This is a genomic window from Paenibacillus vandeheii (assembly GCF_030433635.1).
Taxonomy (GTDB): Bacteria; Bacillota; Bacilli; order Paenibacillales; family Paenibacillaceae; genus Paenibacillus; species Paenibacillus vandeheii.
On sequence record NZ_JAROCD010000016.1, the window covers coordinates 147,779 to 160,406 of the forward strand.

Sequence of the window (12,628 nt, forward strand, 5' to 3'; positions counted from 1 at the left end):
TCTCGAATTATGCCTTCAATATGCTCCATTTGCTTGTCATTCGTTTGATTGCGCAAATAATCCACCTACCCTTCGTTGTTTGGTGGCTTGTTCCACGAGCTTCTGGCGCAAGCGTTGATATTTTTTTCGCACGGTTGCTGGTTTACCGTCCATGATTTGGGCAATCTCTTCAAAATTGTATTGCTCCACTGCTTTCAGCAGAAGAATGTGTCTTTCCTCAGGAGTGAGATAGGCCAGCAGCTCAGTTATAGCCGATTTCTGCTCTGGAATGTGCTCCTGGGTTTCCTCCTGTTGCTTGAAGTGTGCCATAATTCTTAACCTTCGATGCTGTTTCTTTAGTAGGTTGAGGCTGTGATGATAGGCAAGCTTGTACAACCATGCTGAGAAGGAAACAGTAGGCTGGTACCGGTGAATATCCTGATAAGCCTTGATAAAAATCTCTTGAACGGCATCTTGAGCTTCTTCCCTATTTTTGAGCAGATGATAGCAATAGATGTACATGGGCTTTTCAAATCTGTGAATGATAGAGGTATAAGCTTCATGATTTCCTGCCTTCACCAATGCAACAGCAATCTCTATTTCCTCTGTAGCTGCGGTACTAGGTCTCGCTTCTTCCAAGCGATCACCTCCTTTGCTTTTCGTCTATATAACAATCTCAAGTAGTCGTTTTGTGACATTTTTTTTGGTGTAGTCCAAAACCCATATAGTCTTGAGTTCATTCGGCTCCCTCTCTGTAGAGAGGTCGATAGTGATTCATTGTTTAACCTCGTCAAGCAGTAGTTCTGGTATGATTGCCAGCAATAGTGCAAGCCCATTAAACACATGGGAATTACGCTAATGATTGCTTACGAGGACTGGATATGGTTTCTGATTATTACATCATTCAACTAATGGGAAACATTAGTTCAAAAAGCATGAGCAGCCTGCCGGTTGGCAGGCTGCTCTTTTTTATAGCATTCTGGACAATTTCCGGTATTCCCGTGGTGAAATGCCCTCATATTTGCGGAACATGCGGCTGAAATAGTGAATGTCCGGGTAACCGCTTTGTACACCCACAGCCTCAATGGAATGATCCGTTTCCCGCAATAGTTTGCGTGCCTCGCTCAGGCGGATGGATTGAATATATTCGTTGGGTGGCATGCCCGCCATCTGTTTGAACAATTTGGCCATGTGATCCACACTCAGATTTAATTGTTTGGCGATGCTGGAATTGCTCCACGGGTCGGATGGGGCGACCTCTATGCGTTTCATGAGTTCCAGCAGCTTATCTCCGTGCACCGAATCATGGCGTGGCGAACTTCGCCAGGATGAACGAAGCAGGTGGGTCAATAGTTGTAGCATCAAGGCTTTGCATACCAGTTCATATCCCGGTGGGCGCATCGTAAATTCATGAACCAATTGCTCCATAAGCTGCACTGCAGCTGGAGAAGGGGTATACACCGGGTTGTTAGATAGCGGCGTCATGCCCTCTGCGCAAGCTTCCACTCCGAATTTATGATGCTGAACCGTCTCCTCGTTCACAACCATGTCTGCCTCGGTCTGAATGGTCAATTCGTTGAAAAAATCAAAATGAATGCCAATAAAACGTGCTTCCGGGCTGGAGACCACTTCATTCTGGTGATAGACCCCGGCAGGTAGCATGATGAGCTGGCCTGCCTTCAAAATATGGTGTTTATCGTTCATATAAGTTGCAGCTTCACCTTGAGAGACATATAGAAGTTCAAAATCATACAGACGCCGCTTGGCCAGCTTGCCGGGAGGAAGGCTTTGAAACTGAGCGTAATGCACGTTGGGAGACCATTCCTTGTAATGGGCGGTTCGTTGCAGAGGATATACCGCTTGCTGGAGAGACATGAAACCCCATCCCTTTCTCAATGAGATTGGACAAAAATATATCTAGTTAAAACTGAACGGAATTGTGCAAATAATCTCTTTATCTCCTAAATAAATGATCCCGTAAATTATTTATAATATATGTATTATCACATGTTCAAACAAGAGAGACAACATCACGGATTAAGCTAAAAAAGGGGAGGATGAAGATGCGCTCTCTCCCTGTGGAACGGAGCATGAATTATTGCTGCGAACCACTCAGGTCTGTTGCACAGAGCGGATTCCCCTCGGCTGCGGATTGGGAACGGTGTGTTCCAGTGGAACTGGTGGACACGGTAACAGGCAGACCACCTCATCAATCCACGGAAGTCCGTATTGGCTGGAGTCCCGAATACTTGCATATTCGCTTTGTATGCCAGGATGATCACGTCGTATCTGATTTCACGGAAAGGGATCAGCCGCTGTACGAACAGGATGTAGTTGAACTGTTCATTGATGAACAGGGCGATGGCAGCAACTACATCGAACTGGAGGTCAGCCCGCACAACGTGGTGTTTGATGCACTCATCCACAATAACGGCGACGGTTCCGAATTGAAAGCAGATGTAACTTGGCAGGTAGAGGATTTGCAAACGGCTGTAGAAGTGGATCGCCAGGGTAATCGGGTGTATTCGATCCATATTCCCGCCAGTAACTTTAAGACTCCCCTAACCAAAGGGTTAAGCTGGAGGGTCAACGTTTACCGTATTGATGAGAATGTGCAGGGAGATCGGGAATATCAGGCATGGCAGCCTACGGGGGCTGTAAACTTTCATTTGCCTGCCCGTTTTGGTCATTTTCGTTTGGGATAGCCATGCACCGCGGAGGAACAGGGTTCCATATTTTGAAGGAGGGGTTTGACATGAAAAAAGGGATTAACATATGGTCGTTTCCAGGAGATGCCTCCATTTCGGATTGTATTCAGACGGCGAAGCAGGCTGGCTTTGAGGGGATTGAACTATCGCTTAATGGAGAAGGCGAGCTGAGTCTGTCTGCCACGGATCAGGAGGTTCGTGATATTCAGGGGCGCCTCGAAGAAGCCGGACTTGAGATCGCGGGACTTGCAACCGGATTGTACTGGGATTACCCGATGACGAGCGCTTCTCCGGAGGTTCGTACGAAAGCACTGGATGTGTGTAAAAAACAGCTGGAGCTTGCCTCGGCCTTTGGAGTGGATACCATTCTGGTCATTCCGGGTGCTGTAGGTGTTGATTTTATTCCAGACAGCGAAGTAACAGATTATGAGGTCGCCTACGAACGGGCGCAAGAATCCATTGCACAACTGCTGCCTTATGCGGAAAGTGCCGGCGTATCGATTGGCATTGAGAACGTATGGAACAAATTTCTGGTGTCGCCGCTAGAGCTGCGTACCTTTATTGATTCTTTTAACTCCAATTATATAGGTTCGTATTTTGATGTGGGCAATGTGGTACAGAACGGATACCCGGAGCAGTGGGTTCGCATTCTCGGTCATCGGATCAAAAAGGTGCATTTCAAGGATTACCGCCGTCAAGCGGGTGGACTTCACGGATTTGTGGACCTGCTGGCTGGAGATGTGAATTACCCGGCGGTGATGGAGGCATTGCAGGCTATTGGTTACGACAACTACGTGACGGCCGAGATGATTCCACCGTACACTCATCATTCAAAGCAGATCATATTCAACACATCCAAAGCGATGGATGCCATTCTTGGACGTTCTCAGGAATAGAAATAATACATCTAACAACGTTAATGTGAATATATTAATTATTTTTATTCGGGAGGTAGAAGCATGTTAAAAGTGGGATTGATCGGTTTTGGGTTTATGGGACGTATGCATTTTGATAACTATGTACGCCTTGCCTCAGAAGGGGAACCCGTGGAGTTGGTAGCTATCTGCGATCTGAGAATAGAGGAACTGAAGAACGGTAAAGCAGCCGGCAATATGGCGACAGAGCAAGAGGTATATGATCTCACACCTTATCGTTTGTACGACAACATCGATGCAATGCTGGAGCATGAAGAACTGGATATCATTGATATTACGCTGCCTACGCCATTGCACGCTGAACTAACTTGTTCCTTGCTGGAGAAAGGCATGCATGTGCTGTGCGAGAAGCCGGTTGCGCGCCATTCGGCGGAAGGCTGGAAGATGGCAGAGACCGCCAAAGCGACCGGAAAAACGCTGATGATTGGTCAATGTTTACGTTTCTGGCCAGCCTATGCCTATCTGAAATCAGTTGTGGAAGACGGTCGTTACGGATCGGTAAACGCAGGTTATTTCTTCCGGGGTTCAGGTTTGCCTCAAGAGTGGTTCCTGGATGGCGAGAAAAGCGGTGGCTGCATATTAGATATGCACATCCATGATGCGGATATTATTCACTGGCTGTTTGGTAAACCGGATCAAGTATCTACGCTGGCTCGCAACGTCATTCCGGGAAGCGGCTATGATACGGTGTCCACCAATTATATATATCCTGATGGAAAAGTGCTGAATGCCCAAGCCGATTGGACGCTGGGGGGAGACTATGGCTTCTCCATGACGTATCGCGTTAATTTGGAGCAGGGGAATCTGGTCTTTGAGAACGGTGAGCTGAAAGTGAATCCGAACAATGCTCCCGGCTTCGTTGCCGAGCTGTCACCCGACTCGGGATACTATCACCAGCTCAAATATTTTATCCAGTCTGTTCAAGCAGGTACGCCTGTATCTGTATGTACACCGGAGAGTGCAACGGGCACGCTTGAGTTAATTGAAGCTGAGATGCGTTCGGCGGATGAGCGCGGGGCATTGGTTTCATTGTAATAGAAAGAGCAGAACCTGTGATACGGGTTCTGCTCTTTTCATTTCTATTGATAAACTATAATCATACATAATTTAGGAGGGGAATGATGAAGAAAATTAATTTTACTATTCTAAGGAAATCATTTTTACCCTTTTCAATGAGAGAAATTACTTAACACTATCCAACAACCTGCCAGTTATTCGCCTGCTCCACGGTCAGTGGTTGATGCCTGCGAATATAATCCTCCACCAGTGCCGCCATATCGGTGGCGCCTTCGTGAAGTACCTTTTTGCCTGGATACATCGCATAATCACCGCCACCTGCTGCGCGATAACTGTTCATCACTACAGAATACGTCGCGTCCATTGCAACAGGTATGCCCTCACGTTCCAGCTTCACCACACGACTTCCCGCAGGTTTGGAGATATCCAGCTCATATTCAATGCCTGCCCACATGTCGTAATTATAATGCTGTGGTTTCGGCTGCATGTACGCGGGATTGACGATAACTTCGCCCGAAGCCTCCACTTCAAAGTAACGTGCCGTTTGCTCTAATGCATCCCGAATGTCCTGACCGCTAAGCTCCATCACCGTTAATGTATTGGGATAGATAAAATTGGACAACACATCCCGAACGGTAATGAGGGAGCCGAAACCACGGGCTTCTTCGCTGAGTAATGCGGTATTGGAGATTTGAGCCCCTGTCGCTTCCATCTGCACCTGATGTACAAAAGCAATGAAGGGATGTGCCGCGAGCCGCAGTGCGGCAGGGTCTGCGATGGACAAGTCTCCGGCTACCTCGCCAATCGGCTGGTCCAGCCATGCCTGTGCTTTTGCTTCCAGCTCGTCTGTCAGCTTCATAACAGCCGCATCAGGCTGAACGTCACTATTTTCATCCAAAAGCAACAAGCGAGCCTGTTTTCCTGCAATCTGCCACTTTCCATTCGATAACCGGTCCAACTCAACGGATACATGACCCACACCGTTTCCACTAAACCCAGGCTGGATTACAGTCACTCCATGAATGTCTGCGGTAAGCTGACGGTGTTGATGTCCGGTGAGCAGAACGTCAATTCCTTCAATGTCACGGCAGATGGCGTACGCCTGATTTTCCCCGGTTAACCGCTCGGCAGGTTCGCCTGTCTCCAGATCGCTCTCAAAACCACCATGATAACTGACCACGAGCACATCCGGTTGTTCATGTTCACGAATATAGCCAACCCATGCGCGAATGGTCTCCAAAGCATCAAGGAAATGTAATCCTTCTATATTCTTCGGATGCTCCCAGTTTGGGATATAGTGTGTCGTTGCACCCAGCAAAGCGATTTTGACGCCTGAAGACAAGGTTTTGATCAGATACGGAGGACCGAAGGCGGGTATGCCTGCTCCCAAAGGGGCAATGGTAGGTGCTTCTTTTTCAGTATTCCCTCCATATGAATGGGTTACGGTCGTGTTGTCCTGATATGTTTTGTACGATGGCTGATCATCGGCACTGTGTTGTGACGTTAAACTCTCATCCTCTCTTCCCTGGTCTTCCTTATGACGATCCACTACAATATTGGCGGACAGCCAAGGGAAGTGGGAGTCTTCAACTGCTTTACGCAGAAAATCCTGACCGTAATTGAATTCATGATTGCCCATCACGGCCGCATCATAGCCCAGTTCATTTAGCACATTAATGAAGGGATGCACTTCGTGATCTGAAACAAAGGACGCAGCATACGAGGCCAAAGGAGAACCCTGCAACAGATCACCGTTATCCACGAGCAGCAGTTCGGGTGAACGCTCCCGTTCACGCCGGATCAGCGAAGCGAGCAAAGCAAGTCCGGCTGGACGATAGGCATTGGTATTGTAATGTATGGGACGAATGGCCCCATGCAGGTCACTGGTTACCATGATGTCGAAGCTTGACGTAGTTGTTATGGATGTCATTTTACAATCTCCTCTAAATATATAAGTTTAAACATATCAAATCACAGCCGGAGTACAAAGGAATTCACTGATTCTACTAGTATCATCAACTGTAATGAGGCTATTCTAACAGATCAAAGCCGCTCTGACAGCCTGACAGGAAACTTTACAAAACTCCAAATTTCGTTTCACATCGCGCAAATATTCGAAGACTATAGTAGACAAGTAATGAAAAATAGAAATCCTTTGGAGGGTGTTCGCTTGAAGAAGTCTGCTTTATTTTTACCATTGTTGATTTTGGTTCTGTTTCTAAGTGCATGTGGGTCTAACAGTAGTACAACAGGTTCGGCTAACGGGGCTGATACGAGCTCGAATTCATCCAGTACCGACACGGCAGAGACAGATAAAGCCGCTGAAGGTTACGTGCCGACTGAGCTGACTGTACAATTCGTTCCATCACAAAATGCAGATACACTCGAAGCTAAAGCAAAACCGCTCGAGAAGCTGCTGGGCGACAAATTGGGTATCCCGGTGAAGGTCAGCGTATCCACAGACTACAACACAATTATTGAAGCAATGGCTTCCAATAAAGTGGACGTAGGTTTCTTGCCTCCGACGGCTTATGTACTTGCCAAAGAAAAAGGCGCAGCTGAAGTTATCCTTCAGGCACAACGTTTTGGTGTAAATGATGAGACTGGCGCTCCTACTGAGCAACTGGCAGATTCGTATAAATCCATGATTATTGTGAAGAAAGATTCACCGATCCAATCCGTTGAAGACCTGAAAGGCAAAAAAATCGCCTACCAAAACGTAACTTCTTCCGCTGGTTATGTATGGCCGGCAGCATTGTTGCTCGACAGAGGTCTTGATCCTTTGAAAGATGTACAGCCAATCACGGTTAAAGGCCATGACCAAGGCGTATTGGCAGTACTGAACGGTGACGTTGATGCCGCAGCGATTTTCCAAGATGCCCGTAACACTGTAGCGAAAGACTACCCGACTGTATTTGAAGATACTCGTGTACTCGCGTTCACTGAGCCAATTCCTAACGATACAATCGCAGTACGTACAGACATGAATGCAGATTGGACAGCAAAAATTAAACAAGCATTTATCGACATCGGTAAAGATCCACAAGGTCACGAAATCATCAAAGAAATCTACACACACGAAGGTTATGTAGAATCAGATGACAGCAAGTTTGATATCGTTCGTCAATACAACGAGAAAGTAAAAACCGAGTAGTTTTCTGTTAAAAGAAAGATAGTTAATGATTGCATTGCTTATCTTTTCATTGGATAACTTCATCGTATTAGCGGACAGGCCAGTTCAGCGTGACATACGCTGCGCTGGCTTGTCCCATTACAGCGTGACCCTGTGAAATACCATATTAATGAAAGAAGGACTACTGCCATGATTGAGCTTCAGAATGTAACAAAAACATACGCTAACGGCACTAAGGGCCTGAATAATATTAACCTGAAATTTAAACAGGGAGAGTTTATTGCCGTAGTAGGTTTGTCTGGTGCGGGGAAATCGACGCTTCTGCGTTCCATTAACCGACTTCATGATATCAGTGAAGGGGAGATTTTGATTAATGGCAAGTCGATTACGAAAGCCCATGGCAAGTCACTTCGCATGATTCGCCGGGATATCGGTATGATCTTCCAGAGCTTCAATCTCGTGAAACGTTCCAGCGTGCTTCGCAACGTGCTTGCTGGACGTGTGGGATATCATTCCACCATGCGTACCATTTTGGGCCGTTTTCCAAAAGAGGATACGGAACTTGCATTTGGAGCACTGGAGCGGGTGAACATTGCGGAGAAAGCCTATTCGCGCGCGGATCAATTGTCCGGTGGTCAACAGCAACGGGTAGCGATAGCTCGCGTACTTGCACAGGAAGCAAAAATCATTCTGGCAGATGAACCTGTCGCTTCACTCGATCCGCTGACAACGAAACAAGTTATGGATGATCTGAAACGCATCAACCAGGATCTTGGCATTACAACCATCGTTAACCTTCACTTTATTGATCTGGCCAGAGAGTATGCTACCCGTATTGTGGGATTGCGTGCAGGCGAAGTGGTGTTTGATGGTCCGGTATCCGAGGCAACGGATGAGCGTTTTGCAGAAATTTATGGCAGACCTATTCTGGCAGATGAGCTGCTGGATAAACAGGCTGTACAGGAACAGCGGGGAGAAGTTCTGGTATGAAGCAACCCGTAAACGTATCGATAGATGGATCATTACAGAACGAATCAGGGAAGGGAAAGCGTCCTGGCACAGGCTCAGGTTCGACTATCCACCGTCCCAAACCTCCGGGGCGTACCAAACATTTGCTCACCTTGGTCATCATCTTGTTGTTGCTGTGGGCAAGTGCCAAACAGACCGATGCCAGCTTCAGCGAACTGATTGAAGGTTTCCCGAACATGCTGGACCTGCTGAAGGAGATGTTTCCTCCGCGGTGGACATACTTTGATAATATCGTTCAGGGCATGCTGGAGACCATTCGAATGGCACTGATCGGAACAACGATCGGTGCGATCATCGCGATTCCGGTATCCATCATCTGTGCAGGTAATTTGATGCCCAGCCGCTGGATCTACTATCCGGCCCGCTTTGTATTGAACCTGATTCGTACCGTGCCAGATCTGCTGCTGGCGGCGTTGTTCGTTGCTGTATTTGGACTGGGCCCGATTCCTGGTATCTTGGCACTTGCAGTCTTCTCGGTGGGACTGATTGCCAAGCTGACTTACGAAACGCTGGAAACGATTGATCAGGGACCGCTTGAAGCGATGACTGCTGTCGGCATGAACCGGATTCAACTGATTATTTATGGTGTGGTGCCACAACTGGCTGCCCAGTTTACTTCTTATGTGCTGTATGCCTTTGAGATTAATGTGCGCGCTGCTGCGATTCTTGGATTGGTCGGTGCAGGGGGTATCGGACTGTATTATGAAGCAACCCTTGGATTCCTGGAATATGACAAAACGAGTGTAATCATTCTGTTTACCCTTGTCATTGTTCTGATCATTGATTATGTAAGTACTAAGCTGCGGGAGAAATTGTTATGATGAAAAATGAAACGAGCGTAATCCGGCGCAAACCACGGAAGAACCCGCTTCGCTGGGTCATTGTAATCTTGCTTATACTTGTATACGCTTGGGCACTTGCCGGTATACCGTTTACCGGTTTCAAGGAAACCGCAGGTCAGATCATGAAGGCGATTATCGCCGGGATTTTCTCCCCGGATTGGGACTTTGTCTATCTGCCTGAGGGAGAGGATTTGCTGCGAGGATTGCTGGATACACTGGCGATCTCGGTGCTGGGTACCGTCATTTCCGCTGTACTGTGTATTCCTTTTGCTTTCTGGTCTGCTCGGAATATGAGCAGCTACCGTCCTGTATCGGGTACGGGCAAAATGGTTCTTAGCTTCATTCGGACCTTTCCTGAGATCATCATGGCTTTGCTGTTCATCAAAGCGGTAGGACCAGGTTCCTTTGCGGGTGTACTTGCACTTGGACTGCATTCCATCGGGATGCTTGGTAAGCTATTCGCTGACGAAGTGGAAAATATTGATTATGGTCCTTCTGAAGCGTTGCTCGCTTCCGGAGCGACTCGCATGCAGCAGCTGTGGTTTGCTGTACTGCCACAGGTTTTGCCAGGATTCCTGAATTACACGTTGTATCGGTTTGAGATTAATGTGCGCTCCGCAACCATTCTGGGTGTGATCGGGGCAGGGGGGATTGGTACACCACTGATCTTCGCACTCAGCACACGGAACTGGCCGCGAGTAGGGATTATCCTGCTGGGTATTATCGTGATGATTACGATCATTGATCTGATCTCGGGATATATTCGCAAGAAGCTGGTATAAAGAAAAGAGTAAAGTTTGCTTGCTAATAAAAACGAATATTATAAAAGACTTGATGGAAAAGTTTCAATCCATTGTTGATCTATCGGAAGAGCAGCCCATGCAATAGCAGGTGCTGCTTTTTGTATTTTATAGGAAGTCAATATCAGCAAAATGTTGAACCTATATGAAATACTGTTTTAGAAATAGGCTCATATTATGATACTGTATAGTTATAAATCTAATAATGGAGGGAATTATGAGAGAAAATAAAAATGTGTTGTGGGTGTCTATATCTATAATTATTTTAGTAGTCGCCATGTCTCTTACTGGTTGTTCAAAATTGCAAACAAAAATTAATCTCATGGGAGAGAGTAAAAATTGGAGTGGAGAATTAGATACTACAGTAACAAATGGAAAAGAGGAAAACGGAGAGTACACCATATTATATAAAAATGGTGATTGGGAAGATATTAAGGGATATAAAATTAATATAAATGAAGGGAGAATAATTAAACAGGAAGATGATTCACCCTCAAGTTCTATAAAGATCCCTATAACGCGAACAAAAGGTTCACAAGTCAGTAGCAATGAAGACCAAACTATTGTCATTGAGTGGACAGATATTGATGGTAACAATTTAGAAGAGAAACTGATCCTAGGAGAAAAACAACAGAAGTAAATTCGACATTTTATGTCATTTTATGCTAAATTACGTTTTGTTTTCATAATTGCGCAGTATAATTGAACTGTTATTAATTTGTTAATTTGGTTATTTTGAACCTATATTGTTACATTTTAGACCTTTAATATTATTATCATAAGTCAATACAAGTGAAGGGAGGATGAGGTAACTTCTTCTGACTTACAATTTATTTGTATGGAGGAATAATAATGAAAAAAATAACGAAATTATTTTCAACACTAGTTATTGTATCAATGATTTTCGGTAGTTTAAATGTTTCTGCTGATCCATCCCGTGAAGTAGTGGTACTGTTTGAAGAAGAACAAATTACCGATATTGATGCCCTTATTGAACGCGCTGAAAAAGGAATAACAGATATTCCAGTAAACGAATCCAAACAATCAATTATCTCATTAGAGCCCGATAAATCGATTGCGAATGCTCGCTCACTCACACAAAGTACTGAATCAGATGAACTTGTGTTGGAAAAACAATATGAAACAACCCAAAGAATCAAAGTAGTCCAAAAAGGAAACGAGATAACTGAAACTTTCAGCACGACAAATATCGCTGTTTTGGCAGCTAATTCAAGTTATGAAACACAACCTGACTCTAGTGGAGGAGTTGTGGCGTATTCTACAATTACGTATGACAAGGTCGTACAGAATAATTTAAACACTTACAAGCTTACTAAAGTTTCTGGTGGATGGAATAGACATGACACTACAATTAATATGACTGATCGAAATTATACTTATGGTGCTACTGGTAATTCATTTGATGCTGGATTTCTTGTACAGCAAACCAGTGGACAAATTAATACAACTTTAGATGCGTTTCAAGCGAATGCTCCAACTTCTTGGAAATATGTAGTAAAAGATTCGCTTCTCACTTTTGGCGTTACATCTCAGGTTTCACTTAGTAGAGGAACCAGTTCAAAATGGAAGCTTCTGTTCATTCATCAATTATAATTTTTTGTACTTCTTTAAGGGAAGCCAACCATGGCTTCCCTTAAACCATTAAACAAAAGAAAACATCTTTGTTTTTAAGGAGAATCAACTAATGAATTTTTTTATCTATTGTGGGATAGTACTCCTTTTTGTTTCAGGTCTTTGCTTTGGAGCATGGACTACTGGATCACAACAAAGAGGGAATTTTCATTCAGAGCATGAAAAAGAACGTAATATTAAAAAAAAAATTGGCACGTTCTCTGCTTTAGCTGGAGCTCTTTCGTTCGCCATTGCGGGCTTAATATCTTTAGTAAGCTAAGGGCAAGATAGCTAGAATAAAAGATAGCCACATCGTATACGGGTGGTACCGCGTACTCGCTAATACGATACTTTCAGGATCACAGACTGGACTGAGTGTTCCGAAATAGCTATTGTTTGTAGGTTTGATGTAGCCCTTCAAAACTTTCGTCGTCTAAGGCGGTATTATTAAACTAATATTTAGAGTTTTTACGTACGACGGATTGTAATATGAAGTGCGACACCCTACTGAAATAAAAAAATGGCTCATAGCCTGATTCGTGTAGAATGAAAG

At 45.1% G+C, this 12,628-nt stretch carries 13 protein-coding genes; 10 read left to right on the forward strand and 3 right to left on the reverse strand.

Annotated elements, in window-relative coordinates; genetic code table 11:
* Positions 1–36: 36 nt before the first annotated feature.
* Together P5G61_RS27095 and P5G61_RS27100 are read right to left on the reverse strand one after the other, a co-directional pair.
* Positions 37–618 (reverse strand): RNA polymerase sigma factor, encoded by a 582-nt coding sequence (locus P5G61_RS27095; protein ID WP_301249333.1) that lies wholly within the window; start codon positions 616–618, stop codon positions 37–39.
* A 330-nt stretch (positions 619–948) separates the two neighbouring features.
* Positions 949–1,854, reverse strand: coding sequence for an AraC family transcriptional regulator (locus tag P5G61_RS27100; protein ID WP_301249334.1), 906 nt, complete (start codon positions 1,852–1,854; stop codon positions 949–951).
* 215 nt (positions 1,855–2,069) lie between these two features.
* Between P5G61_RS27100 and P5G61_RS27105 the strand changes: the two genes are divergently transcribed.
* The 3 genes from P5G61_RS27105 to P5G61_RS27115 all read left to right on the forward strand — a co-directional run bounded on the left by P5G61_RS27105 (position 2,070) and on the right by P5G61_RS27115 (position 4,657).
* A complete protein-coding gene (locus P5G61_RS27105; RefSeq protein ID WP_301249335.1) occupies positions 2,070–2,684 on the forward strand; it encodes a carbohydrate-binding family 9-like protein in 615 nt (204 codons plus the stop codon).
* A 50-nt stretch (positions 2,685–2,734) separates the two neighbouring features.
* A complete protein-coding gene (locus P5G61_RS27110; protein WP_301249337.1) occupies positions 2,735–3,583 on the forward strand; it encodes a sugar phosphate isomerase/epimerase family protein in 849 nt (282 codons plus the stop codon).
* Positions 3,584–3,646: 63 nt separating this feature from the next.
* A complete protein-coding gene (locus P5G61_RS27115; protein ID WP_301249339.1) occupies positions 3,647–4,657 on the forward strand; it encodes a Gfo/Idh/MocA family protein in 1,011 nt (336 codons plus the stop codon).
* Between the two features lie 157 nt (positions 4,658–4,814).
* Here P5G61_RS27115 and P5G61_RS27120 read toward each other — a convergent pair whose 3' ends face one another.
* On the reverse strand, positions 4,815–6,569 hold the full coding sequence (locus P5G61_RS27120; RefSeq protein ID WP_301249341.1) for a bifunctional metallophosphatase/5'-nucleotidase: 1,755 nt from the start codon (positions 6,567–6,569) through the stop codon (positions 4,815–4,817).
* A gap of 240 nt (positions 6,570–6,809) precedes the next feature.
* On the opposite strand from P5G61_RS27120, the gene P5G61_RS27125 reads away from it, so the two are divergent.
* The 7 genes from P5G61_RS27125 (at position 6,810) to P5G61_RS27155 (ending at position 12,355) form a co-directional block, all read left to right on the forward strand.
* A complete protein-coding gene (locus P5G61_RS27125) occupies positions 6,810–7,793 on the forward strand; it encodes a phosphate/phosphite/phosphonate ABC transporter substrate-binding protein (protein ID WP_024628882.1) in 984 nt (327 codons plus the stop codon).
* A 168-nt stretch (positions 7,794–7,961) separates the two neighbouring features.
* Positions 7,962–8,762 (forward strand): phosphonate ABC transporter ATP-binding protein, encoded by an 801-nt coding sequence (gene phnC, locus P5G61_RS27130; RefSeq protein WP_301249342.1) that lies wholly within the window; start codon positions 7,962–7,964, stop codon positions 8,760–8,762.
* The gene (gene phnE / locus P5G61_RS27135) at positions 8,759–9,622 is read left to right on the forward strand and encodes a phosphonate ABC transporter, permease protein PhnE (protein WP_236703666.1); all 864 of its coding nucleotides are present in this window, start codon (positions 8,759–8,761) and stop codon (positions 9,620–9,622) included. Before phnC ends, phnE (P5G61_RS27135) begins: the two co-directional genes overlap by 4 nt.
* On the forward strand, positions 9,619–10,425 hold the full coding sequence (gene phnE, locus P5G61_RS27140) for a phosphonate ABC transporter, permease protein PhnE (RefSeq protein ID WP_094937132.1): 807 nt from the start codon (positions 9,619–9,621) through the stop codon (positions 10,423–10,425). Before phnE (P5G61_RS27135) ends, phnE (P5G61_RS27140) begins: the two co-directional genes overlap by 4 nt.
* A 235-nt stretch (positions 10,426–10,660) precedes the next feature.
* A complete protein-coding gene (locus P5G61_RS27145) occupies positions 10,661–11,083 on the forward strand; it encodes a hypothetical protein (RefSeq protein ID WP_301249343.1) in 423 nt (140 codons plus the stop codon).
* 212 nt (positions 11,084–11,295) lie between these two features.
* Positions 11,296–12,057: a hypothetical protein gene (locus P5G61_RS27150; RefSeq protein ID WP_301249344.1), complete on the forward strand. Its 762-nt coding sequence runs from the start codon at positions 11,296–11,298 to the stop codon at positions 12,055–12,057.
* Positions 12,058–12,148: 91 nt separating this feature from the next.
* Positions 12,149–12,355, forward strand: a complete 207-nt coding sequence (locus tag P5G61_RS27155) for a DUF5316 family protein (protein ID WP_301249345.1) — start codon at positions 12,149–12,151, stop codon at positions 12,353–12,355.
* Positions 12,356–12,628 lie beyond the last annotated feature (273 nt).